Consider the following 25210-nt stretch of genomic DNA (forward strand, 5'->3'; position numbering starts at 1 on the left):
CGCTCAGAGTCCCGCTGCGACGAAGTGATACGCGTCGTTCCAGCGGAGTTCGTGCTGGAAACCGCGCACCGTGGTGGTGTCGTCGATCACCAGCAGTTCGGTGTTCGTCATCGCCGCGAAGTCGTCGATGGTCTCGGTGCCGACCGCGGTGGTCAGCACGGTATGGTGCGGGGCGCCGGCCATCAGCCACGCTTCCGTGGAGGTGGCCCACGACGGCAGCGGCTCCCACACCGCGCAGGCGACGGGCAGGTTCGGCAACGCCGCTGTCGGCTCGACGACCCGAACAGCGTTGGCCACCAACCGGAATCGCGAACCCATGTCCGAGATGCCGACGATCACGGCGTCGGCCGGTGCGGCGGTGAACCGCAACCGCACCGGATCCTCGCGATTGCCGATCGACAACGGATGTACCTCCAGCGACGGAGTGCCGACGGCGATGCTGGGACAGACCTCGAGCATGTGGGCGCCGAGGATCCGCTCGCGCCCGGGGGTCAGGTCGTAGGTGTAATCCTCCATGAAGGAGGTGCCACCGGGAAGCCCGTCGGCCATCACCTTCACGGCACGCAGCAGAAGGGCAGTCTTCCAGTCCCCTTCCCCACCGAAGCCGTAGCCGTCGGCCATCAACCGCTGGACGGCAAGACCCGGGAGCTGGCGCAGACCGCCGAGATCCTCGAAGTTGGTGGTGAACGCGTGGAAGCCGCCCTCCTGCAGAAACTTTCGCAACCCCAATTCGATCTGGGCGCCATGTCGCAGTGAGGCGTGCCGGTCGCCCCCGGCCCGCAGTTCGGGGGCGACGTCGTAGGTGCCGACGTATTCGCGGACCAACTTGTCGACGTCGGCGGGGCGGACCCGCTCCACCACCTCGACCAGATCGTTGACGCCGTAGGTGTTGATCGACGCCCCGAAGTGCGCCTCGGCCTCCACCTTGTCGCCCTCGGTCACCGCAACCCCCCGCATGTTGTCGCCGAACCGGGCGACTTTGAGCGTCGAGAGCTCAGCGCGGCCGAGGGCTGCCCGCACCCACGAGCCGATCCGCTGCCGGGTGGCCGGTTCGCTGACGTGGCCGGCGATCGTCTTGCGCGACGTCGAGAGCCGCGACTGGATGTACCCGAACTCGCGGTCGCCGTGGGCGGCCTGGTTGAGGTTCATGAAGTCCATGTCGATGGACTGCCAGGGCAGTTCCACGCCGAACTGGGTGTGCAGGTGCAGCAACGGCTTCTGCAGTGTCTTGAGGCCGCGGATCCACATCTTCGCCGGCGAGAACGTGTGCATCCAGGCGATGACGCCGACGCACTCGTCGGAGGTGTTCGCCGCGCTGAGCACGCGAGCGATCTCGGCGGAGTCGGTCACCACCGGTAACCACCGCACCTCGACCGGGATCTCGCCGCTACCGTCGAGCAGCCCGGCGATCTGACGCGACTGGTCGGCGACCTGGTCGAGGATGTCCTGCCCGTACATGGACTGGCTGCCCGTGATCAGCCAGACCTGGCTGGTGGCGACGCGGGACGCGATCATCGGTGTGTCTCCTGGGGTTTCTCTGCGGATACACCGCTCTGGCCGTAGACGTTCTGGTAGCGCTCGAACAGTGCGGCCACGTCGGCCGCGTCGATGGGTGGTGCGGCGCCGAGCTGGCGGCTGATGTGGACCGTTCGCGCCACGTCTTCCACCATGACCGCGGCCTTGACGGCGTCACGGGCGGTGCGGCCGATCGTGAACGGTCCGTGGTTGCGCATCAACACTGCCGGCGATCTGCTCTCGCGCAGGACCTCGACGATGCCCCGGCCGATCGAGTCGTCCCCGATGAGTGCGAACGGACCCACCGGGATGTCGCCGCCGAACTCGTCGGCGATCATCGTGAGCACGCACGGGATCGGTTCGCCGCGGGCGGCCCATGCGGTCGCGTAGGTGGAGTGGGTGTGCACCACGCCGCCCACCTCGGGCATGTGCCGGTACACGTACGCGTGGGCTGCGGTGTCCGATGACGGGTTCAGCGCGCCGTCGACCAGGTTGCCGTACAGGTCGCAGACCACCATGTCGTCGGCGGTCAGCGAATCGTAGTCGGCGCCAGAGGGTTTGATCACCATGAGCTCGCGTCCCGGCACCCGGGCCGAGACGTTGCCCGCGGTCCAGATCACCAGCTCGTAGTGGGTCAGCTGCGCGTGGAGGTCGCAGACCTCCCGGCGCAGTTCGGCGATGACGCGGCTGATCTCGGATGTGACCGTCATGACGGTGCCCCCACGGCTTCTCGTGATCCGATCCGCCGCAACCGGCGCATCATGTCGTTACCCCGCCCGAACCACTCGTAGGCCGCCACGTACTCGCGGTAGAGCCGTTCGTAGGCCTGGGCGTCGGACGGGGTGGGCCTGTAGGCGTCGCGGATGCGTCTGCCCATCCGGGCGGCGGCGGTCGCGACGTCGGGATAGGCGCCCGCGGCGGCCGCGGCATGGATCGCCGAGCCCAACGCCGGTGCCTGCGCGGACGGGACCACTGACAGCGGCAGACCGACGGCGTCAGCGTAGATCTGCATGAGGAGGTGGTTCTTCAACAGTCCGCCGGCGACCACCAGCTCGGTCACCGGCACCCCGCTGGCGATGAACGTCTCCACGATCATCCGGGTGCCGAACGCGGTGGCCTCCAGGAGGGCCCGGTACATGTCGACGCACGTGGTCTCGAGGGTCTGTCCGATCATCACCCCGGAGAGTTCGTGGTCGACCAGCACTGAGCGGTTGCCGCTGTGCCAGTCCAGCGCGACCAGGCCGTGCTGGCCGACGCGCTGGCGGCCGGCCAGTTCGGTGAGGTATCCGTGCAGCGTCAGCCCTCGCCGCCGCGCTTCGACGTGGTAGCTCTCGGGGACGCAGTTGTCGACGAACCAGCCGAAGATGTCGCCGACCCCGGACTGTCCGGCCTCGTAACCCCAACTGCCCTCGGATATCCCGCCGTCGACGACTCCGCACATACCGGGCACCTCCCGCAGCACGTCGGAGTTCATCACGTGGCACGTCGAGGTCCCCATGATCGCCACGAGTCGTCCGGGCTCCAGCGCGTCGGCCGCCGCGACGGTGACGTGGGCGTCGACGTTGCCCACCGCCACGGGGATTCCCTGCGACAGTCCCGTCCATTGCGCGGCCTCGGCGCTCAGCCCGCCGGCACGATCGCCCAGCCGGCCGATCGGCTGGTCCAGTTTGTCGGTCACGAAATCGGCGAATCCCGGGTGTACCTCGGCGAGGAAGTCACGCGACGGGTACTCGCCGTCCTGACGGATACCCTTGTAGCCCGCGCTGCACGCGTTGCGGACGTAGCTGCCGCAGAGCTGCCAGACGATCCAGTCCGCGGCCTCGACGAAATGGTCGATGGCGCGGTATACCTCCGGGTCCTCGTCGAGGATCTCGAGGGCCTTCGCGAACTCCCACTCGCTGGAGATCAGTCCCCCGTAGCGGGACAGCCAGGTCTCACCGCGTTGCGCGGCAACGGCATTGATGCGGTCGGCCTGCGGCTGGGGTGAGTGGTGCCGCCAAAGTTTGGCGTAGGCGTGCGGCCGGTCGGCGAACTCGTCCAGTTCACACAGCGGGGTGCCGTCGCCGCGTACCGGCACCATGGTGCAGGCGGTGAAGTCGGTGCCGATGCCGATGACGTCGGCGGGATCAACACCTGCTGCTGCGAGGGCCTCCGGAACGGCGGTGCGCAGGACCTCGACGTAGTCGGCGGGCACCTGGAGCGCCCACAGCGAGGGCAGCCGTACCGCGCCGGTCGGCAGGGCGTCGGTGAGGACTCCGTGCCGGTAGACGTGTTCGGCGCAGGCCATCTCGTGGCCGTCGCTGACGCGCACCACCAGTGCGCGGCCCGACAAGGTGCCGAAATCGACTCCGACGGTGTACTTCTCGCTATCCATGGCGCTCCTCAGGCGGTGCCGTGCTGTCGCGGACGATGAGTTCGGGGGTGAGCAGGGGCATACTCGCGGGCGATCCGTCGAGGGTTGCCGCGACGAGGTCGATCGCCCGCTGACCGATGGCCTGGAAGTCCTGCCGGATCGTGGTCAGCGCCGGGTTCAAGTAGGCGGCCTCGGGGATGTCGTCGAACCCGACGACGCTGACGTCGCCGGGCACCGAGAGCCTGGCTTCGGCGAGCGCGTGCAGGACGCCGATGGCCATCTGATCGTTCGCGACGAACACCGCGGTGGCGCCGCCGGATCGCACCAGACGGCAACCGATCTGGTATCCGCTCGCCGCGGTCCAGTCGCCTTCCCACCGCTCGCCCGCGGCGAGTCCGGCGGCGCGCATGGCCGCCTCGTAACCGGTGCGACGTCCCTTGGCCTCGGTGTAGGTCAGGGGTCCGGCGATATGCGCGATGTCCCGGTGACCGAGGTCGATGAGGTGCTGAGTAGCTTGCCGCGCACCGTCGATCTGGTCGACGCCGACGCTCAGGCCACTGCCCGACAGATCCCCCTCGACGACGATCATCGGGAGGCCGGTGTCCGCGGAGTGCGCGACGGCCAGCGCCTCCTCCTGCGCCGCGATCATCACGACGGCCTCCACGGATTGGCGCGCAAGGTGTTCCAGCGCGTCGCGGAGTGCCTCGAGGGTGACCTCGGCCAGCGGTACCAGGCTGGAGAAGTAACCGGCAGCGCGGGCGGCCTCCTGCACGGAGCGCTGGATGCTCGACGGGCCGTACAGATCGCTGCTGGAGCCGACGATCCCGATGATCCCCGAGCGCCGCGTCACCAGGGCGCGCGCCGCGGTGTTGGGTCGGTAGCCGAGTTCCTCGATGGCCTGCTGGACCCGTGCCTTGGTCGCCGGGCGGATGCTCGACGAGCCGTTGATGACCCGTGAGACCGTCTGGTGGCTGACGCCCGCGAGTCGGGCGACATCGGCCATGACCGGCTTCGCGGGACTGGGGGGCGTTGACTGGCTGCTCATCTGGGTTTCCTCACCACTAGTCGCTGAACGAGAACGAAAACTAGCAGCAGGACGCCGGTCATGATCCGTGTCCAGTACGAGTCGAGGTTCTCCGCGGTGACGAACGTCTGGATGGTGCCGAGCACCAGGACACCGATCAGCGAGCCGAACACGAATCCGACTCCGCCGGAGAGCATTACACCGCCGATCACCGCGGCCGCGATCGCGTCGAGTTCCATCCCGACGCCGTTGAGGCTGTACCCGGAGAGCTTCTGGGCGGCGAGCAACAACCCGGCCGTGGCGGCGCAGAGCCCGCTGATCGCGTAGACCGACACCCGCGCGCGGCCGGCGTCGAGACCCATCAACTGTGCGGACTGGCGGTTGCCTCCCACCGCGTACACCGTTCGGCCGAACCGGGTCTGGTGCAGCACGTGAGCGGCGATGACGACCGCGGCGAGCGCGACGACGACCGTCCAGCGGATGAACTTGTCCTCGTAGAGGTAGACGTAGTTCAGCCCGAACTGACGCACCAGCGGGTCCTTGATCGGCAGGGTGTCGACGCTGATCACGTAGCACAGGCCCCGAGCGAGGAACATGCCCGCGAGCGTGACGATGAACGGTTGGACGTCGAAATGCTCGATCACCAGGCCCATCAGCAGGCCGAGCAGCGGGCCCACCAGCAGGACCGTGCCCACGGCCAGCGGCATCGGCCATCCGTCCTGCAGGGCGGTGGCCACGATCACCGTCGACAGTGCCACCACCGACCCGACGCTGAGATCGATTCCGCCGGTGAGGATGACGAAGGTCATCCCGACCGCGAGGACGATCAGGTGCGCGTTGTCGACGAACAGGTTCAGGAAGACCTGTGCGGGGCTGGCGAAGTCGTAGCGGACGACGACGGCGGTGAACATCACGACGAACAGCGCCAACGAGGCCAGCGGTGACAGATAGCGCCCGCGCGCCCGCTGGAGTCCGTCGGCGACGGTACGGCTCCGGCGCGCGATCTTCGCGGTCTGCGTGGTCACAGCGTGCTCATCTTCTCGGACTCACTATGCGTCGGCACATGCTGCGCTGCAACGGGTTCCGCCTGGCGCGGTACCCGCACGGTCGTCGTCGCCGGTCGGCGCCTGCGGCGGGACAGGGCCGCCCGGAATTTGGGCGCCTGCAGCAGGAACACCGCGATCACGACCAGGGCCTTGAACACGAGGGTGGTCTCGGGGGTGATTCCCGCTGTGTACACGGTGGTGGTCAGGGTCTGGATGATCAACGCTCCGAGCAGGGTGCCGGTCAGGCTGAAGCGCCCACCCAGCAGTGAGGTGCCGCCGATGACGACGGCCAGGATGGCGTCCATCTCGATCCACAGACCGGCGTTGTTGGCGTCCGCGGCGGAGATGTTGGACGCGATCATCAACCCCGCCACCCCGGCGCACACCGCGCAGAAGACGTAGACGGCGAAGAGGATCGAACGGTGCCGCACCCCGGCGAGCCGGCTCGCCTCGGGGTTGATGCCCACCGATTCCAGCAGCATCCCCAGGGCGGTGCGGCGCACCAACAGAGCGGTGAGCGCGAACACCGACAGGCTCACCAGGATGGCCACCGGCAGCCCGCCCGCGTAGCCCGCCCCGAGCACCTTGAAGGGTGCGCTGGTCACGGTGACGATCTGACCGTCGGTGACCAGCAGCGCGATCCCCCGCCCGGCGGTCATCAGCACGAGGGTGGCGATGATGGGCGGCACGCCGAACACCGAGACCAGCGTCCCGTTCCACAGGCCGAGGATCGCCGCGACGCCGAGCGCGATGCCCATCGCCGTCACGACCGTGCCCGTGCTCGCAGGTGCGGTGGAGTCGGCGATGTGAGCGCAGGCCAGCGCACCGCTGACCGCCACGACCGCGCCGACGGACAGGTCGATGCCGCGCGAGGCGATCACCAGTGTCATGCCGAAGGCGACGAGCATGGTGGGTGCGCCGTTGCGGAGGATGTCGATCAGGCTGCCGAACAAATGCCCGTCCTGAACGCGGACGCTCAGGAAGCCCGGTGTGACGATGACGTTCACCGCGAGCAGGAGGATCAGTGCCAGTGCGGGCCACACCAGCGGCGATGCGGCAAGTCTCTTCGTCACGGCTCGCTCCCGCCGGCGATGAGCGCCGTCAGTTCCCGCACCGAGCAGTCCGATCCGACGGTCTCGACGCAGTGCCGGTCGCGGAGCACCGCGATCCGGTCGCTGATGCGGGCCACCTCGTCGAGTTCGGCGGAGATGAACACCACGCCCATACCGTCGGCGGCGAGGTCGGTGACGAGTTTCTGGATCTGCGCCTTGGCGCCGACGTCGATGCCCCGGGTGGGCTCGTCGAGGATCAGCAGCTGAGGTTCGGTGATCAACCACCGCGCCAGGAGGACCTTCTGCTGGTTGCCGCCACTGAGGTTCTTCACCAACGCATCCGGGTCGCGGGGGCGGATGTCGAGGGCCTCGATGTAGCGCCGCACCAACTCGGCACTGGCCTTGGCCGAGAGCCGCCGGGCGAAACCACGCCGGGCCTGCAGGGCCAAGAGGAGGTTCTCGCCGACGGTCAAGTCACCGATGATCCCCTCCCCCTTGCGGTCCTCCGAGGTGAACGCGAACCCGTTGGCGATGGCGGCGCGCGGTGAGCGCAAGGCGGCCGCCCGACCGTTGACCGATACCTCCCCGCTGGTGGCCCGGTCGGCGCCGAAGAGCAGACGCGCCAATTCTGTTCTTCCCGAACCCAGCAACCCGGCGAGGCCTACCACTTCGCCGCGGTGGACGTCGATGTCGGTCGGGTGCAGTGCGGGTGCGCGGCCGATCCCGCGCGCGCTGAGCACCGGCTCCTCGGCACCGCGACTGGTCGTGGCGGTATCGGCGATCTCCTCCAGGGTCTCCAGCTCGTGCCCCAGCATCGCCGCCACCAACTGCACCCGATCGAGCGCGGCGGTCGGATACTCACCGACCAGACGGCCGTTGCGCAGCACCGTCATCCGGTCCGAGACCGCGTAGACCTGGTCGAGGAAGTGGGAGACGAACAGGATGGCCGTACCGCCGTCGCGCAGCCGGCGCATCACCCGGAACAGTTCGCCGACTTCGTCGGTGTCCAGGCTCGACGTCGGTTCATCGAGGATCAGGACCCGCGCGGACACGGCGGTCGCCCGCACGATCGCGACCAGTTGCTGCAGCGCGATGGGGTGGTCACCCAGGATGGAGCCGGGATCGATGGACAGGTCGAGCTCCCCGAGGAGTTCGGTGGCCCGCCGGTTCATCGCGCGGTAGTCGATCCGCCCGAACCTCCGCGGCTCCCGTCCCAGCAGGATATTCTCTGCGACAGTGAGATTCGGGACCAGGTTGACCTCCTGGTACACCGTGCTGATGCCGGCGTCCTGCGCCTGTCGCGGCGTACTGAACCGTTGCTCGACCCCGGCGACGGCGATGTGCCCCGAATCGATGTCGTAGACACCGGTGAGCGCCTTGATCAGCGTCGACTTCCCGGCACCGTTCTCCCCCATCAGCGCGTGGATCTCACCGGGCAGCAAGCGGAAGTCGACGTCGTCGAGTGCCGTCACGCCGGGGAAGGTGATGGTGACGCCACGCATCTCGACCACCGGCGCGGCGGTGCGGGCGGGGACCGGTGTGGTCATCAGTACTTGCGGTCCGGGAGCACCGACGCGGCCTGCTGCTGATCGAACGTCTCGTCCGGGGTGACGACCCGGGCAGGCACGGGTTCGCCGGCGACCACCTTCTTGGCGAGGTCCATCAGTTCAGGACCGAGCAGCGGGTTGCACTCGACGATGAAGTTGAACTTGCCGTCGGCCAGGGCCTGCATACCGTCGTGAGTGGCGTCGATGGCGACGATCTTGATGTCCTGCCCGGGCTTCTTGCCCGCGGCCTCGATGGCTTCCATGGCGCCGAGCGCCATATCGTCGTTCTGGGCGAACACCAGGTCGATCTTCGGGTGGGCCTTGAGGAACGCCTCCATCACCTGCTTGCCGCCGGACCGGGTGAAATCGCCTGTCTGGCTGGCGATCACGGTGAGCTTCGGATCGGCGGCGATGGCCTCGGCGAAACCTTTGTTGCGTTCCAGGGCGGGGTCGGCGCCCGTCGTCCCCTCCAGTTGCACGATGTTGACCGGCCCGGGGGCGGACGCGTACTCCTTGACCACCCAGTCACCGGCCCACCGGCCCTCACGCACGAAGTCGGCGCCCAGGAAGGTCTTGTAGACGTCCGGCTCGTCGGTGTCGACGGCGCGGTCGGTGAGGATGACCGGGATGCCGGCGTTCTTGGCTTCCAGGAGGACCGCGTCCCACCCCGTGCGAACCACCGGACTGAACGCGATCACGTCGACGCCCTGCTGTACGAACGAGCGAATGGCGGAGATCTGGTTCTCCTGTTTGCCGTTCGCGTCGGAGAACTTGAGGTCGACGTCGGCCGCCTTGGCCGCATCCTTGATCGAGGTGGTGTTGGCCGTCCGCCAGCCGCTCTCGGCACCCACCTGGGAGAAGCCCATGGTGATCTGTCCGCCGCCGCCTTCGGTGCCCCCTCCTTCGCCGTCCGCGGGGGCCGGTCCACTGCCGCAGGCCACCAGCACACCGGCCGTCGCGATGCCCAGCACCGCGGTGAGAACTCTCTTCACGACAACTCCTTCGATGGGTTGTTTTACGAGGTCAGAACGTTGCCGCCGAACGCGGGACATGCGAGGGGAACGATGTGCGCCGGTGTGATCGGCGTTACACCACTCGGATGTTAACGCTCACATTTCTGCGAAGTCAATGGCCCTCGCGCGTCGAATTTCGACCGTCGTCAACCCTTGACAAACCAGTGAGCCGAGTCACAAGATCATCGATGTTAGCGCTCACATCGCCGCCGTCTCCCCCGTGCCCGCGATGCGTAGCCGAACCACATCGGAGGATTCATGCGCAAAAGCCTTGTCCGAGTCGTGGGCGCCGTCGCCGTGGTGGCCGCGCTCGCGAGCGCCGGCTGCGGCCGCTCGACGGCTCCCGAGGACACCAGCAGCGGCGGTGAACGCACTGGCACCGTGGGGATCTCGATGCCCACCAAATCGTCCGAGCGCTGGGTGGCCGACGGTGACAACATGGCCGCGCAGTTCCAGTCCCTCGGCTACGACACCGACCTGCAGTACGGCGACGACGTCGTGCAGAACCAGGTGTCGCAGATCGAGAACATGATCACCAAGGGCGTCAAGGTTCTCGTCATCGCGCCGATCGACGGTTCGTCGCTCACCGACATCCTGCAGCGGGCCGCCGACGCCGACATCCCCGTCGTGAGCTACGACCGGCTGATCCGCGGCTCCGAGAACGTCGACTACTACGCGACATTCGACAACTTCAAGGTCGGCGTCCTGCAGGCCGACTACATCGTCGACAAGCTCGGAGTCGAGCAGAACCCAGGACCGTTCAACATCGAACTGTTCGCCGGATCGCCCGACGACAACAACGCCACGTTCTTCTTCGACGGCGCGATGAGCGTGCTGAAGCCCTACATCGACAGCGGCAAGCTGGTTGTCAAGAGCGGCCAGACCTCGTTCGACCAGGTGGCGACCCTGCGCTGGGACGGCGGGCTCGCGCAATCACGCATGGACAACCTACTGAGCCGGGCTTACACCAGCGGCCGGGTGGATGCCGTGCTGTCCCCCTACGACGGCATGTCGCTGGGGATCATCTCGGCGCTGAAGAGTTCGGGCTACGGCACACCCGCCAATCCGCTTCCCATCGTGACGGGTCAGGACGCCGAATTGGCCTCGGTCAAGTCGATCATCGCCGGCGAGCAGACCGAAACGGTGTTCAAGGACACCCGTGAACTGGCGAAAGCCGCTGTGCAGATGGCGGATTCGCTGCTGACCGGCGGCGCACCCGAGGTCAACGACACCACCACCTATGACAACGGAGTGAAGGTCGTACCGGCGTACCTGCTCGAGCCGGTCAGCGTGGACAAGAGCAACTACCAAAAGGCGCTGGTCGACTCGGGCTACTACACGTCAGCGCAGCTCACCTGATGACAGCCGGTCGCACGCCCCTGCTCGAGATGCGCGGCATCACCAAGCGATTCGGTACTGTCACCGCCCTGCGCGACGTCGACCTCACCGTGCACCATGGCGAGATCCACGCCATCTGCGGAGAGAACGGCGCAGGCAAGTCGACGCTGATGAAGGTGCTCAGCGGGATCTATCCGCACGGCAGCTACGACGGAGAGTTCGTCTTCGACGGAAGCCCGGGCCACTTCAAGGACATCCGCTCCAGTGAGCGCCGCGGCATCGGGATCATCCACCAGGAACTCGCGCTGGTGCCGGTGTTGTCGATCGCCGAGAACATCTTCCTCGGCAACGAGCACGCCTCGGCGGGGGTGATCAGCTGGCACCACACCATGACCCACGCCCAGGAGCTGTTGGACCGGGTCGGTCTGCGCGAGAGCCCCCGCACCCGCATCGCCGACATCGGGGTGGGCAAACAACAACTCGTCGAGATCGCCAAGGCGCTGTCGAAGCAGGTGAAACTGCTCATCCTCGACGAACCGACGGCAGCGCTCAACGACCACGACAGCAGGCACCTGCTCGATCTCATCATGGGACTGCGCGAGCAGGGGCTGACATGCATCATCATCTCGCACAAGCTGGGCGAGGTGATGCGGGTCGCCGACACCATCACGATCCTGCGGGACGGCCGGACCATCGAGACGATCCCGGTCACGCCAGACCTCACCGAGGAACACATCATCCGCGGCATGGTCGGGCGCGACATGGTGGACCGCTTCCCCGAACGCACCGCGCACACCATCGGCGACGTCACGTTCGCGATCGAGGACTGGACGGTCTTCCACCCACTGGACCAACAACGCAAGGTCGTCGACGGCGTCTCGATCAACGTCCGCCGCGGAGAGGTCGTCGGTCTGGCCGGGCTGATGGGCGCGGGCCGCACCGAACTGGCCATGAGTGTGTTCGGTCGCAGCTACGGGAAGAAGGCCGGCGGCAAGGTGTTCAAGGACGGCAGGGAGATCCGGACGCGGACGGTCTCCGAGGCCATCAGCCACCGCATCGCCTACGCCACCGAGGACCGTAAACACTACGGACTGAACCTGATGGACGACATCACCCGCAGCGTCACCCTCGCCTCGCTACCGAAGGTGAGCAGGATGTCGGTCATCAACGAGCACGAAGAGACCGTCGTCGCCGAGCGTTACCGCAAGGAGATGCGGATCAAGGCCCCGTCGGTGAAGGCCACGACGGGCAACCTATCCGGCGGCAACCAGCAGAAAGTCGTCCTGAGCAAGTGGATCTTCGTCGACCCCGACGTGCTGATCCTCGACGAGCCCACCCGCGGAATCGACGTCGGCGCCAAGTACGAAATCTACCAGACCATCAATTCCCTTGCCGCGCAGGGTAAGGCGGTGATCGTGATCTCCTCCGAACTCCCCGAGCTGATCGGCTTGTGCGACCGCATCTACACCCTGAACGAGGGTCGTCTCACCGGCGAGGTGGCGCGCGCGGACGCGAATCAGGAGACGTTGATGCGTTACATGATGAAGGGACGATCCGCATGACCACCACTCCGACGGCGACCACGACGTCGAGTGCGCCCGCACCCCCGCCGCCCGAAACCCCCGTGGACCGGCTCACGTCCGCGCTGCGGGGCAACTTCCGGCAGTACGGCATGGTCGTCGCCCTCGTCCTGATCGTGGCGTTGTTCCAGATCTGGACCAGTGGCATCCTGCTCAAGCCGCTCAACGTGTCGAACATCGTGCAGCAGAACGGCTACATCCTCATCCTGGCGATCGGGATGGTCATCGTCATCATCTCCGGACACATCGACCTGTCCGTCGGTTCCATCGCCGGATTCATCGGCGCCATGTCGGCCGTCCTGATGATCCGCCACGACATGCCGTGGCCGGTCGCGGTCGTGGTGTGCCTGGTGCTCGGGGCGATCTTCGGTGCGTGGCAGGGCTTCTGGATCGCCTACGTCGGGATCCCGTCCTTCATCGTCACCCTGGCCGGCATGCTCGTGTTCCGAGGTGCCACCCAGTACCTGTTGGAGGGTCAGTCGATCGCCCCGTTCCCGCGAGGTTTCGGACAGGTCAGCAGCGGCTTCCTGCCGGAGATCGGCGGTAGCAGCCTCTATCACTGGCCCACCGTCATCCTCGGCGCGCTGGTGATGATCGCCGCCGTCTGGCAGCAGGTCCGGCAACGAAGGACGCAGACGCAGTACGGCTTCCGCGTGATGCCTGCGGGGTGGTTCCTCGCCAAGTGCGCTGCGATCGTCGCCGCGCTCGCCTCGTTCACCCTTCTGCTCGCGAGCTACCGCGGGGTGCCCGTCGTCGGCATCATCCTTGCGGTCGCGTTCGTGATCTACGCCTTCGTCATGCGCTCCACGGTCGTCGGCCGCCAGGTGTACGCCGTCGGAGGCAACGTCGCCGCGGCGCGCCTGTCCGGGGTGAAGACCAAACGCGTCACCTTCCTGGTCTTCGTCAACATGGGTCTGCTCTCGGCGCTGGCCGGTCTCCTGTTCGCGGCCCGACTCAATTCCGCGACACCACAAGCGGGAATCGGCATGGAACTGGAGGCCATCGCCGCGGCGTTCATCGGCGGCGCATCAGCCAACGGCGGTGTCGGCACGGTGTTCGGCGCGATCATCGGAGGCTTCGTCCTCGGCGTCCTGAACAACGGGATGTCGCTGATCGGGATCGGCAGCGACGTACAACAACTCATCAAGGGTCTGGTGCTACTGGCCGCGGTCGGCTTCGATGTCTACAACAAGAAGAAGGGCGGGTCCTGACATGCCCGACGGTGGCATCGCCGATCGCTTCACCCGTGACATCGTCACCTACCCCGGTGCCTGGCCTCTGGCACAGTTCGGGATGACGAGAGAGCAACTCGTCCAGCAGCATCGGCCGATCCTCGCGACCGGGGAAGCGCCGCGCACACGGTGATTCCCACCACCGCCGCCATCCCGACACATTGGCAGCTCGCCGACGGCCGTGATCTGCTGTTCTTCACGCTGCCGGGACACGAGTGCACCCCCGTGCCCGACCGGCGCCCGCTCCCCCGCCAAGCGGACAGATCGGAACTGCGCTACGACCGCACGACGGGCCAGTGGGTGATCATCGCCGCGCTGCGGCAGGAACGGACCTACAAGCCGCCCCCCGACCAGTGCCCGCTGTGCCCGGGTCCGTCCGGACTGACCAGTGAGATCCCCGCCCCCGACTACGACGTGGCCGTCTTCGAGAACCGCTTCGCGAGCCTGTCCGGCGCCGACGGGTCCCCGTTCCGGTTGCCGGACCCGTCGAGCGAGGAGTTCGCTTCCGCGCACAGCCACGGCCGCTGCGAGGTGGTCTGCTTCTCCAGCGACCACACCGGATCGTTCGCCGGTCTCGACCGTGCGCACGCCCGCCTCGTCGTCGAGGCGTGGCGCCAGCGCACCGCAGACCTGTTGAGCCGGGCCGGGATCGAGCAGGTGTTCTGCTTCGAGAACCGCGGCGAAGAGATCGGCGTGACGCTCACCCACCCGCACGGCCAGATCTACGGATATCCGTACGTGACGCCGCGGACGACGACGATGCTACGAGAGGCCGACGCCCACCGTGCATCTCACGGCACCAACCTGTTCGCCGACATCCTGCGCGACGAGGTGGCCGACGGGTCGCGGATCGTCGCGCGCACCGACGCCTTCACCGCCTTCGTGCCGTTCGCGGCGCGCTGGCCGGTCGAAGTGCACATCTACCCGAACCGCTTCGTGCACAACCTGACCGAACTCGACGACGCCGAACTCGACGAGTTCACCGACATCTACCAGGCCGTCCTGGGGCGGCTGGACCGCATGTACACCGGACCACTGCCCTACATGTCGGCGCTGCATCAGTACACGACCAGTCAGCGCGAAGGGTATTTCCACGCCCAGGTGATCTCGACGCGGCGAAGCGCCACCAAGCTCAAGTACCTGGCCAGTTCCGAGTCCGTCATGGACGCTTTCATCAACGACGTCGATCCGGAGTCCCTCGCGCGGATGCTGCGGGAGCTGTCACGGTGACACCTTCCGGCCGTCCGGTCCGGTACGCCGCACCCGGACGGATCAACCTCATCGGCGAACACACCGACTACAACGCGGGTTTCGCGCTGCCGATCGCACTACCCGAACGCACGGTCGTCGAGTTCCAGCCGTCCGATTCCGACTCCCTGGTCGTGTGCAGCGACCGCGAGAACGCACCGGTGCGGTTCCCGATCGACACGACGCCGGGCGCGGTGACCGGCTGGGCGGCCTACGTGGCGGGCGTGGTCTGGGCGCTTCGGCTCGCCGGGTACCCCGTCGCCGGCGGCGAGATGTGGATCCGCGGCGGTGTCGCGACCGGTTCGGGCCTCGCGTCGTCGGCGGCGTTGGAGTGCGCGACGCTCGGCGCACTGCTCACCGCTGCAGGCCGATCCGTCGAACGGCTCGAACAGGCGCGGATCGCGCGCCGGGCCGAAAACGAATACGTCGGCGCACCAACGGGTCTGCTCGACCAGATGGCGATCCTCTTCGCCGAACCGCGGCACGCGCAGCTGATCGACTTCCGCGATCTCACCGTATCCTCGGTGCCTTTCGATCCCGATGCGCACGATCTCGCACTGCTGCTCATCGACTCGCACGCCACTCACCGGCACGCCGGCGGCGAATACGCTGCCAGGCGCGCATCGTGCGAGCGGGTGGCCGCCGGACTGGGTGTCGCGAGCCTGCGAGACGTACAGGACGGCGGGGTCGCGGTACTGGATGCGGTACCCGACGCCGAGGACGCCCGCCGCGCACGACACATCATCACCGAAAACCAGCGCGTACTGGAAACCGTTGCAGCCCTGCGGAATGAGAACTTCGATGAGGTGGGTTGGCTGCTGAATGCCTCACATGTGTCGATGCGCGACGATTTCGGGATCACCACCGAGCACATCGATCTGATCGCCGAGACCGCGGTACGCGCGGGCGCGTTGGGAGCGCGGATGACCGGTGGCGGGTTCGGCGGTTGCGTCATCGCGCTGGTCGAGTCCACCGCGGTCGAGACGGTCGCCGATGCGTTGCGTCGAGCGGTGTGGTGCGCCGGCCACCAGGAGCCGACCGTCGTGCGCACCCATGCCGGCCCGGGTGCCGCTTGACCGGCATGCGAACCCGCCCGGCGACACAGCATGAGCTGGCGCTGGGTGCAGGCGGGCGCCGGGTGCGCGCGGTGATCGGCGAGGTGGGCGCCGCCCTTCGCCATCTCTCGATCGGCGGGGTCGCGCTCACGCCCGACCTCGAGGACGACTCGGAGGCGCCGTTCTTCTGCGGCAAGGTCCTGGTGCCGTGGCCCAACCGGGTGCGTGACGGCCGGTGGGCCCACGGCGGGCAGACCCTTCAGTTGGGGGTCAACGATCCCGTCCACAACACCGCGTTGCACGGGTTAGTGCATGACGCTGCCCATCGCCCGATCGCTCGGTCGGCCTCGGCCGTCACACTCGCCGCTGCGATCACTCCGAAGGACGGTTACCCGTTCCGCCTCGACACCGAAGTCACGTATCGATTGGTCACCGACGGGCTGATGACGACACACACCATCCGCAACGCGGGATCGGCGAGCGCGCCGGTGGCGCTCGGCGCGCACCCGTTCTTGACGATCGGCGACGTGCCGGTCGAGACGTTGACGCTCGTCGTCGACGGCACGCGCCATGTGAACCTCGACCATCGGCGGATACCGGTGGGCGAGGCACCGGTGCACGGCAGCCGGTGGGATCTTCGTTCCGGACGCGTGGTCACGGACCTCGACCTCGACGATTCGTGGAGTGTCCGGCGTGAACCCGGTGGCGGAAGCCGCCACACCCTGCGAGCGCCCGACGGACGCACCGTCGCCCTGGAGGCCGACCATCAATTCGGGTTCGTGCACGTGTTCATCACCCGCGAGTTCCCCGTCGGCGGCCGCGCGGCGACCGCGGTCGCGATCGAACCGATGACCGCCCCGGCGAACGCACTCAACAACGGGGTCGGGCTGCGCTGGTTGCGGCCGGGCGCGGCGTTCCGCGCCTCCTGGGCGATCCGCTACCGGGGCAGCCCCCGCTGACGACCCTGGGGCCGTCGTATGCTTCGGCGCATGCCAGTGCCGAGCGATGACGTCCACCGGCGCCTGGCCCCGCAGCCCTCGGCGGGCTACGTCTACCGAACCGACTGGCCGGTCTCGACCGGCGACATCGGCGACCAACTGCAGCTGCGGCTCGACGGGGTGGCCCGCTACATCCAGGAGGTCGGTGCCGAGAACCTGATGGATGCAGGCGAGGCCGAGGAGCATCCGCACTGGCTGGTGCAGCGCACGGTGATCGACGTCATCGAGCCGATCGAGTGGCCCAACGAGGTGTCGTTCAGTCGCTGGTGCTCGGCGCTGTCGACCCGATGGTGCACGATGCGCGTCGACCTGGTGGGCAGTGAAGGCGGCCGAATCGAGACCGAGGGCTTCTGGATCGCGATCAACGAGAAGACGCTCACCCCGCAACGGGTGTCCGACAGTCTGATCGAGAAGTTCGCGAGCACCACCGAGGAGCATCGGCTCCGGTGGCGGCCGTGGCTGAGCGATCCGGCGGAGACCGACGCGACCATGCCGTTCGCGCTGCGCCGCACCGACATCGACCTGTTCGAACACGTCACCAACACCGCCTACTGGCATGCCATCCATGAGGTGATGGCCGAGGCGCCCGAGGTGTGCCGGCCGCCCTACCGCGCCGTCGTGGAGTACCGCCGGCCGATCAAGTACGGCGAGGACGTCACGCTGCGATGGGTGCGCGGTGAGGATGAGGTGAACATCGCGATCACGGTGGGTGACGAGGTCCGCGCCGCAGCGCTGCTGCGGAAGCTCTGACGACTTCGCCGAAGTGACGTAACAATCAACCGAGTTTGTGAGACGTCAGTCCGCGCCTACGGGGGATTCGGGCAACCACCCGCTTGACCACCCCATCCATGGACAGTTGCGTCATGCACCTCCGCAAACTGCGTTGTGGCTACGTGCGATGTTCAGCACGTAGCCGTCGCGCTGAAGGGCAAGCCAAGCAAATTAGCCGTCGCCCCTGACGGAACTCGCACAAGCCCGTGGACTCATCCTCGACGACTTCGAAGCGCCCATTGGTCTATTTCCACCCACGATCTTCAGAACCCCGGATACTTGCGCCAGATCCGCTCGGTCTCCTCGTTGGGGTCATACTCGGAGAGGTGCCACCGCGGAAACTCGTATAGGTCGTCCGCGATTTCTGTGATGACGTCACTGAGTTCCAGTGGTGTCAGCCACTCGTCGCCGATGGCGGAAGCCCCGTGTATCGCACCAAGCAGGTTCCCCGCTATCGAGCCCGTGGAGTCTGAATCGCCCCCGTGGTTGACGGCTGCGACCACCCCGTCGGCGAACGATTTGGCGGTTAGCGCGCAGTAAAGGCCGATGGCCAGCGCCTCGTCCGCTACCCAACCCTGCCCTAACGACGCGATGGCGTTTGACCGATTGTCACCCCGGCCGGCTGCAGCCTCTGCGGCCTCAACTGCACTCAACGTTTCTCGATGGCCGTCGACTTCGTGGAGGACCCATTTCGCCGCGGGCAGTGCGTCGCTCAACAACACCCCTTGAGCCAATAGGTAAACGAGCCCGGCAAGGAATCCGGCTGACAACGTCCCCGTGGGGTTTCCATGAGTCAGCGCCGCAAGGTCGACGCCCATGCCGAACGCTTCGCGCAGCGACCTGTTCGGTAACCGCAAGACGAAAAGCCCCACGGGTGCCGTCCGCGTGACACCGCCGCATCCTTTGCTGTTGTTATCGGCGGGCTGACCCAGGCCGCGCATCTGTCGGAGCGCTGACACGCACGTGTTCCCTGGCGCCCGCCGGCTGTGGAGCTGGCGCTGTCGGTACAGCCAGCCCGCCGATGCGTCGTCTTCGAAGGGCTCACCAATTCCAACCTTGTGCACGGTAACTTCGCCTTGGGTACGAAGCCAACGCAAGTACGCGTTCGCCGTCACACCGGTATGAGTGGTCAAACCTTTAATGCACCCGCGAACCCAGGACCTCAGCAAGCCTTCGGCGGTAAACAACGTCATCTGCGTGTCGTCCGTGATCGTTCCTATACCGCCGTATGCGGCGGAATACCCGGAGATTCCTTGCGGACCGAAACGCGCCAGAATCCGGTCGCGGGTTTCGAACTCGACCGGCGCTCCCAACGCGTCCCCGACCGCGCCGCCGAGCAGACAGCCGCGGAAACGGTCACGAAGCTTGGGTCGCATCCCCGCACGTTACAGCCGCCGAAGCCGAGCCCACGTCAAGACGGTGCATGCTCAGTTGGGTATTAATCGGCGAACGATGACTCTCGATCAATACGGAGACCTGTACCCGCACGATCTCGAAGAACACGGCCGACAGATGAAGGGCCGTGTCTGCGACGGTGCTCAAAACGTGCTGCAAAGAAAACAGGCCAGGACGAAACTCATCCTGACCTGCTCGTACTGCAGATTTAATTGTGGAGCTGCCGGGAATCGAACCCGGGTCCTACGGCATATCCTCGAGGCTTCTCCGTGCGCAGTTCGCTATGCCTCTACTCGGATCTCCTGATCACGCGAACAAGTCAGGATGACGATCCCAGTCGCTGTTTGATGTCCCTTCAGGTCCCGCGACCGAACCTGAAGGTGGTTCCCTCTAGACGACGCCAGGGTCCGGGCCGAGGGCGCTCCCGGTCTGACGGACTAGCTTCGCTTAGGCAGCGAGAGCGTAGTCGCGCTGATTGGTATCGGCGCTTAATTGGTTGCAACGACGCTTACGGTGGTCTCTTGCCTGCACCGGCACGCTTCCCTTGATTCGATGCTCGAAGTCGAAACCGTTCAGCCCCTAGCATCCCTGCCGACTTTCGACAGGAAGATCAATGGTACGCGAGACTCAACGCCTCGCTCCACCCCATTTGTTCCCGATCAGATGACGGCGTTCGCGCGGCTCTCCGCCACCAGCTCGCAGACGTCCTCGAGCGGCATCGCCCGCCCGAACAGATGCCCCTGCGCCAGCCGGCACCCGGCGGCGAGGACCGTGTCTGCCTGCTCGGCGTATTCGATGCCCTCCGCGATCACGTGCAGTCCCAGCGCGTCGCACAGTCCGATCACCGACCGGTACAGCGCCAGATCGCGTTCCGGCTGCTGTTCGGCCGCCAGGCTGCGGTCGAGTTTGACGACGTCGACCGGCAGCGCATGCAGGTAGCTCAGTGAGTTGAAACCAGTGCCGAAGTCGTCGAGCGCGACCTTGACGCCCATCGCGCGCAGCCGCTTGATGGCGGCGGCTCCCCTGGGCAGGTCGACGATCGGGACGGTCTCGGTGATCTCGAGAACCAGCCGGTCCGGTTCCAGCCCGTGCCGATCCAGCGTCGCCTTCACCTCTTCTTCGAACGCGCGGTTGCCCAGCCGGGCGGCGCCGATGTTGACATGCAGGATCAGGTCCAGCCCCGCCTCCTGCACCTCCTTGCAGGCGAGGTTGAGCACCAGAGTGTCGAGCGCCGCGCCGAGCCCGGCACCCTCGGCCACCGCGACGAACGTCTCGGGCGGGATCTGCATCCCGTTCGGCGCCGACCACCTCGCGAGCGCCTCGACCGCGACCGGAGCCGCATCGGGCAACCGCACGACCGGCTGGTAGGCGAGGCAGAACCCGGGCGGGGCGTCGCCGTCGGCCTCTCGCAATGCACTGGGGAAGTCGACCAACGCCTCCGCTGACGCGCGGTAAACCACCGCGGTGTCCTTGCCGAGGCGCTTGCCCGCATACATCGAGATGTCGGCTTTACGCAGTAGATCGTCGGAGGTCGGCGCGGGGTCGTCCGCCGACGGACGGACCAGCCCCATGCTCGCCCGCACCTTGAGCGTGGATCCGTGGATCGCGAACGGATCGCGCAGCGCCACGCGTAGCTTGTCGGCCACCACCTCCGGCGCCTCCTCGCCCTGCACCAGGATCGCGAACTCGTCACCGCCGATGCGGGCCAGGGTGTCCGACGGGCCGACGCACTGGCGCAGCCGGTCTCCCACCGCACACAGCAACTCGTCGCCCGCGGCGTGGCCGAATTTGTCGTTGACCTCTTTGAAGTCGTCGATGTCGACGAAGATCAGCACGAAGCGGCCGGTGGCGACGGCCTCGTCGAGCCGTCGGGCGAACAGCAACCGGTTGGGCAGGCCCGTCAGCGCGTCGTGATGGACCTGATGGGCCAACCGCGCCTGCGCCTCGAACAGCTGCCGGGTCAGCAGCCGCTGTGCACGCATGGCGACCACCTGCCGCGCGGTGACCAGCCCGATCATCGCCACCGCGGCGAAGATCACCGCCACCGGCATGGGCTCGCCGATGAGGAGATGGAACGACAGCAGGCCGATGATGAAGAGGAACCCGATGTAGGGCAGGAACGTCTGCAGCCAGTCCATCGCCTCCTGCCCGCGCCCGCTGGCAGGCAGCGGCCGTGTCTGCAGGAGCGCGTACAAGATGATCAGCGGGCCCAGCGTGAACCCGACGCCACCCCACAGATCTCCCGATTCCACCCCGACGGTTTGCAGATAGGCGACGAATCGATCCGAGGCCGCGATCGTGAGTACACCGCCGGACAGCAGCAGGTAATTCACCCGGTCGGGCCGGTCGCGCCGATACGCCATCGCCATCAGCGCCGCGACCACCACAACGGCCAGCTCCAGCAGCGAGTAGGCGACCACGACGTGGACGTTCTGGGAACGCGGCAGCGCGGCACCCGTCATCGCGCCGAGGCCGGCGATGAAGGCCAGGATCGCGAACGCGGTAGCCGCCACGGCGCCGTCGAGGATCGCGACGGCCCGCGAGTGCCGCAGCGACCCGCCGCGCCCGCGCAGGCCGCCGCCCCCGCGGGCGAGGACGATCATCGCCGCCAACGACAGCACCGGCGGCATGAAGTACGCCACGACGGCGATCGTCGGGGCGGGGTCGCCGCGGCTTCCCGCACCGCTGAGGAACCACACGACCTCACCGACCAGCCAGCTCAGCATCGCCCCGGCGACCAGTACCCGCCACCACCGCGACACGCCGGTGTTCCGGCGCGCGACCACGACCGCGGCGACCAGTGCGGTTATTCCGATGGGCGCCTGCATCGCGACCGCGACACCTCGCGCCACGTCGTCGCCGTACAGCGCAAAAGCGTTGAGCCACGCCAGCGCGGCGACGAGAACGAAGATCGCGAGGCGCCGTTGTGCGTTCTTGACCGACACAGACCCCCCGCAACTCCTGGCAACCACCCCATGATGGCACGAAATGACCGTCGTTCCCTACGCAAACGGTGTTGAGTACCCGGCGAAAGCGTGACCGCGGGCAAACCGGCTAACCGGCGGCGATCATCGCGACCGCCCCGAGCGCGAGCACCATGCCCATCGCCTGCCACCGCGTGACCCGCTCCCGCAGCACGACGATCGCCAACAGCACCGTCGCCGCCGGATAGAGCGCCATCAACACCCCCGACAGCGACAGCAGCGACGACTGCAGGGCGAGCAGCATCGCCACGTTCGCGCCGGTGTCCAGCACTCCGGCCAGCACCGCCAGCTTCAGCGGTACCCCCGTCGGAATGCGCATCTCGCTGCTGACCGCCGCGATCGCGAACACCAGGACCGTCGCCGCCACCCGCGCGAACACCAGCGGCCACAGCCCGGCCTCGTGCGGCGCCTGACCGATCAGCACGATGTTCAACCCGAATCCGATGCCGGACCCGACGGTCAGCCACCCGACCGTCTTGGTGAACCGGTGGGTGTGGTCGTCCTTGTCGGTATTGGAATCTCCTCGCGCAAGCGGCTCGTCGGCGGCCTCACGACTGACCAGCACCACCGCCACCAGCGCCACCCCGGTACCCACGGCGGCGATCACCCCCGGCCGCTCCCCCAGCGCCAGCCCGACACCGACCGGCAGGGCCGCCACGAGCACCGCGGTCAGCGGCGACACCACCGAGATCGGACCGGCGCCCAGCGCGGCGTAGAACCACCACACCCCTAGACCCTGCGAGATCCCCGACAGCGCACCCCAGACGATTGCGCCCGGCGAGACGTCTCCCCCGACGATCGCGGCCAGCACTCCGAGCAGCACCATCGCGAGCGGGTAGGAGACGAGCACGACCCGCAGCGCGGCAACCCGGCGCGAGGCGATCCCCCCGACGAAGTCACTGATCCCGTAACAGGTCGCAGACGCCAGCGCGAACAGAATCCCGATCAGGTCATGCCCTTGGCCCGGCGTCCGAGCTCGCGGATGACCTCGCGCTCGGCGTCGCGTCGGGCCAGGTCCTGGCGCTTGTCGTGGGCCTGTTTACCGCGGGCGAGTGCCAGTTCCACCTTGACCTTGCCGTCGGTGAAGTACAGCGACAGCGGCACCAGGGTCAGGTTGCCGTCGCGGATCTTGCCGATGAGGTTGTCGATCTCGCGCCGGTGCAGCAGCAGCTTGCGGTTGCGCCGCGGCGCGTGATTGGTCCAGGTGCCGTGGTGATATTCGGGGATGTGCAGGTTGCGCAGCCAGATCTCGCCGTCGTCGACGGTGGCGAACGCGTCGGCCAGCGACGCCGTACCGTCGCGCAGGCTCTTGACCTCGGTGCCCATCAACGCGATACCCGTCTCGTAGGTGTCGAGGATCGTGTAGTTGTGCCGGGCGCGGCGGTTGGTGGCGACCACCTGGTTGTTGCGGTCCTTGGCCCCGCCGGCCTTTCCGCCCTTCCCACCCTTGTTAGCTGCCACGCCCTACCTTCGCACGTACAGGCGCAGCGTCACATAAGCGGTCACGCCGGCCATCGCCACACCCACCAACAGCAGGATCGGCGAGATGTACAGGATGTCCGCGAAGTCGATCCGCGCGATCAGATTGGCTTGATAGAACTGGTTGAGCGCGTTGTCCAGGAACGCCGCGCGCACCACGGCCAGGCCGCCGATCGCGATCACCACCCCCAGCAGGGCGGCGAGCATCGCCTCCAACAGGAACGGCAACTGCGTGTACCAGCGGCTGGCGCCGACCAGACGCATGATGCCGACCTCGGTTCGCCGGGTGTAGGCCGCCACCTGCACCATGTTCGCGATCAGCAGCACGGCGCCGACGGCCTGCACCAGGGCGACCGCGAACGCGGCGTTGCTCAACCCGTCGAGCACCGCGAACAGCCGGTCGACGAGGTCCTTCTGGTTTTGCACCCCCTGGACCCCGGGCTGGCCGACCATCGCCTTGTCGAACTCCTCGTGCTGTTCGGGGTCGACGAGCTTGACCACGAACGACGCCGGGAACGCATCCTTGCCCGCGACGTCCTTGTACTGCGGGAACTTCCGGATCGCGTCGTTGTACGCGTCGTCGCGGTTGAGGAACACCACCGACTGCACGTCGGTGCGGTTCTCGAGCTGGGTCCGCAGCGCCTTGCAGGGGTCGGCGTCGCAGGTCGGATCGCTCGCCGACACCTCGGGGGTCAGGAAGACCTGGCTCTCCACGCGATCGAGGTAGATGTCGCGGGAGTTGTCGGCCAACCGCACGACCAGCAGCCCACCGCCGAACAGGCCGATGGAGATCGCGGTCGTCAGGATCATCGCGACCGTCATCGTGACGTTGCGACGAAGCCCGGTCAGAACCTCATTGATCAGGAAACCAAAGCGCACTTAGCGATCCATTCCGTAGACGCCGCGCTGCTCGTCGCGGACCAGGCGGCCCAGCTCGAGTTCGAGCACGCGCTGGCGCATCGAGTCGACGATGTGATGGTCATGCGTAGCCATCAGCACGGTCGTACCCGTGCGGTTGATGCGCTCCAGCAGATCCATGATGTCCTTGCTCGTCTCCGGGTCCAGGTTGCCGGTCGGCTCGTCGGCCAGCAGCACCAGCGGCCGGTTGACGAACGCGCGGGCGATGGCGACGCGCTGCTGCTCGCCGCCGGACAGCTCGGCGGGCAGGCGGTTGGCCTTCCCGGACAACCCGACCATCTCCAGCACCTCGGGCACCACCCGGTTGATCACCTCGGACCGCTTGCCGATGACCTCGAGCGCGAAGGCGACGTTCTCGAACACCGTCTTCTGCTGCAGCAGCCGGAAGTCCTGGAAGACGCAGCCGAGTACCTGCCGCAGGCTCGGGATGTGGCGGCCGGACAACTTGTTGACGTGGAACTTCGAGACCCGGATGTCCCCGGAGGTGGGGGTCTCCTCGGCGAGCAGCAGCCTCATGAACGTCGATTTGCCCGACCCGGACGGCCCGATGAGGAACACGAACTCACCCTTGTCGATCTGGAGTGACACGTTGTCCAGCGCGGGTCGCGCCGAAGACTTGTACTGCTTCGTCACGTGGTCGAGGGTGATCATCACGGCACGCC

General features: G+C 67.2%; 22 protein-coding genes and 1 other RNA gene. 8 read left to right on the forward strand and 15 right to left on the reverse strand.

Features of this window, described 5'->3' with window-relative positions; all coding sequences use genetic code 11:
- Window positions 1–3: 3 nt before the first annotated feature.
- From araA to AU194_RS21600, 8 genes are read right to left on the reverse strand one after another with little or no spacing between them, the layout of a single operon-like run.
- Window positions 4–1515 (reverse strand): L-arabinose isomerase, encoded by a 1512-nt coding sequence (gene araA, locus AU194_RS21565; RefSeq protein ID WP_059091310.1) that lies wholly within the window; start codon window positions 1513–1515, stop codon window positions 4–6.
- On the reverse strand, window positions 1512–2225 hold the full coding sequence (locus AU194_RS21570; RefSeq protein ID WP_059091311.1) for an L-ribulose-5-phosphate 4-epimerase: 714 nt from the start codon (window positions 2223–2225) through the stop codon (window positions 1512–1514). Before AU194_RS21570 ends, araA begins: the two co-directional genes overlap by 4 nt.
- Complete coding sequence (gene araB, locus AU194_RS21575; RefSeq protein ID WP_059091312.1) at window positions 2222–3889, reverse strand: ribulokinase; 1668 nt, start codon at window positions 3887–3889, stop codon at window positions 2222–2224. The genes AU194_RS21570 and araB overlap by 4 nt, the downstream gene beginning before the upstream one ends.
- Window positions 3882–4913 (reverse strand): LacI family DNA-binding transcriptional regulator, encoded by a 1032-nt coding sequence (locus AU194_RS21580; protein WP_059091313.1) that lies wholly within the window; start codon window positions 4911–4913, stop codon window positions 3882–3884. Before AU194_RS21580 ends, araB begins: the two co-directional genes overlap by 8 nt.
- Window positions 4910–5917: a sugar ABC transporter permease YjfF gene (locus AU194_RS21585; protein ID WP_082698772.1), complete on the reverse strand. Its 1008-nt coding sequence runs from the start codon at window positions 5915–5917 to the stop codon at window positions 4910–4912. The genes AU194_RS21580 and AU194_RS21585 overlap by 4 nt, the downstream gene beginning before the upstream one ends.
- On the reverse strand, window positions 5914–7011 hold the full coding sequence (locus tag AU194_RS21590; protein WP_059091314.1) for an ABC transporter permease: 1098 nt from the start codon (window positions 7009–7011) through the stop codon (window positions 5914–5916). The genes AU194_RS21585 and AU194_RS21590 overlap by 4 nt, the downstream gene beginning before the upstream one ends.
- Window positions 7008–8537, reverse strand: a complete 1530-nt coding sequence (locus AU194_RS21595; protein ID WP_059091315.1) for a sugar ABC transporter ATP-binding protein — start codon at window positions 8535–8537, stop codon at window positions 7008–7010. The genes AU194_RS21590 and AU194_RS21595 overlap by 4 nt, the downstream gene beginning before the upstream one ends.
- Window positions 8537–9529, reverse strand: a complete 993-nt coding sequence (locus AU194_RS21600) for an ABC transporter substrate-binding protein (RefSeq protein ID WP_059091316.1) — start codon at window positions 9527–9529, stop codon at window positions 8537–8539. Before AU194_RS21600 ends, AU194_RS21595 begins: the two co-directional genes overlap by 1 nt.
- Window positions 9530–9808: 279 nt before the next feature.
- On the opposite strand from AU194_RS21600, the gene chvE reads away from it, so the two are divergent.
- The 8 genes from chvE to AU194_RS21635 are packed head-to-tail and all read left to right on the forward strand — an operon-like array spanning window position 9809 to window position 17751.
- Entirely contained in the window at window positions 9809–10909 is a 1101-nt protein-coding gene (chvE, locus tag AU194_RS21605) for a multiple monosaccharide ABC transporter substrate-binding protein (protein WP_059091317.1), read from the forward strand.
- On the forward strand, window positions 10909–12450 hold the full coding sequence (gene mmsA, locus AU194_RS21610) for a multiple monosaccharide ABC transporter ATP-binding protein (RefSeq protein ID WP_059091318.1): 1542 nt from the start codon (window positions 10909–10911) through the stop codon (window positions 12448–12450). The genes chvE and mmsA overlap by 1 nt, the downstream gene beginning before the upstream one ends.
- Window positions 12447–13679 carry a multiple monosaccharide ABC transporter permease gene (gene mmsB, locus AU194_RS21615; protein ID WP_059091319.1) on the forward strand — a complete coding sequence of 411 codons (1233 nt, stop codon included), beginning with the start codon at window positions 12447–12449 and terminating at the stop codon, window positions 13677–13679. The genes mmsA and mmsB overlap by 4 nt, the downstream gene beginning before the upstream one ends.
- A 1-nt stretch (window position 13680) precedes the next feature.
- On the forward strand, window positions 13681–13833 hold the full coding sequence (locus AU194_RS31945) for a hypothetical protein (RefSeq protein WP_157576366.1): 153 nt from the start codon (window positions 13681–13683) through the stop codon (window positions 13831–13833).
- Window positions 13830–14930, forward strand: a complete 1101-nt coding sequence (gene galT / locus AU194_RS21620; RefSeq protein ID WP_231743525.1) for a galactose-1-phosphate uridylyltransferase — start codon at window positions 13830–13832, stop codon at window positions 14928–14930. The genes AU194_RS31945 and galT overlap by 4 nt, the downstream gene beginning before the upstream one ends.
- Window positions 14927–16024 carry a galactokinase gene (locus AU194_RS21625; RefSeq protein ID WP_059091320.1) on the forward strand — a complete coding sequence of 366 codons (1098 nt, stop codon included), beginning with the start codon at window positions 14927–14929 and terminating at the stop codon, window positions 16022–16024. Before galT ends, AU194_RS21625 begins: the two co-directional genes overlap by 4 nt.
- Before the next feature lie 5 nt (window positions 16025–16029).
- Window positions 16030–16962: an aldose 1-epimerase family protein gene (locus AU194_RS21630; protein ID WP_059091342.1), complete on the forward strand. Its 933-nt coding sequence runs from the start codon at window positions 16030–16032 to the stop codon at window positions 16960–16962.
- 30 nt (window positions 16963–16992) lie between these two features.
- Window positions 16993–17751, forward strand: coding sequence for an acyl-[acyl-carrier-protein] thioesterase (locus AU194_RS21635; RefSeq protein WP_059091321.1), 759 nt, complete (start codon window positions 16993–16995; stop codon window positions 17749–17751).
- Between the two features lie 284 nt (window positions 17752–18035).
- On the opposite strand, the gene AU194_RS21640 is transcribed toward AU194_RS21635, so the two are convergent.
- From AU194_RS21640 to ftsE, 7 genes are all read right to left on the reverse strand, one after another.
- On the reverse strand, window positions 18036–19148 hold the full coding sequence (locus AU194_RS21640) for an ADP-ribosylglycohydrolase family protein (protein ID WP_059091322.1): 1113 nt from the start codon (window positions 19146–19148) through the stop codon (window positions 18036–18038).
- A 231-nt stretch (window positions 19149–19379) separates the two neighbouring features.
- Window positions 19380–19747, reverse strand: a transfer-messenger RNA (tmRNA) gene (gene ssrA / locus AU194_RS31370).
- Between the two features lie 79 nt (window positions 19748–19826).
- Window positions 19827–22112, reverse strand: coding sequence for a bifunctional diguanylate cyclase/phosphodiesterase (locus tag AU194_RS21645; RefSeq protein WP_059091323.1), 2286 nt, complete (start codon window positions 22110–22112; stop codon window positions 19827–19829).
- Window positions 22113–22221: 109 nt separating this feature from the next.
- Complete coding sequence (locus tag AU194_RS21650; RefSeq protein WP_231743528.1) at window positions 22222–23055, reverse strand: EamA family transporter; 834 nt, start codon at window positions 23053–23055, stop codon at window positions 22222–22224.
- A 41-nt stretch (window positions 23056–23096) separates the two neighbouring features.
- Window positions 23097–23612 carry an SsrA-binding protein SmpB gene (gene smpB / locus AU194_RS21655; RefSeq protein WP_059091324.1) on the reverse strand — a complete coding sequence of 172 codons (516 nt, stop codon included), beginning with the start codon at window positions 23610–23612 and terminating at the stop codon, window positions 23097–23099.
- Window positions 23613–23615: 3 nt separating this feature from the next.
- A complete protein-coding gene (gene ftsX, locus AU194_RS21660; RefSeq protein ID WP_059091325.1) occupies window positions 23616–24509 on the reverse strand; it encodes a permease-like cell division protein FtsX in 894 nt (297 codons plus the stop codon).
- On the reverse strand, window positions 24510–25199 hold the full coding sequence (gene ftsE, locus AU194_RS21665; RefSeq protein ID WP_059091344.1) for a cell division ATP-binding protein FtsE: 690 nt from the start codon (window positions 25197–25199) through the stop codon (window positions 24510–24512). It lies immediately after the preceding gene.
- Window positions 25200–25210: the final 11 nt, after the last annotated feature.

Origin of the sequence: Mycobacterium sp. GA-2829, assembly GCF_001499965.1 — a bacterium.
Classification (GTDB): Bacteria; Actinomycetota; Actinomycetes; order Mycobacteriales; family Mycobacteriaceae; genus Mycobacterium.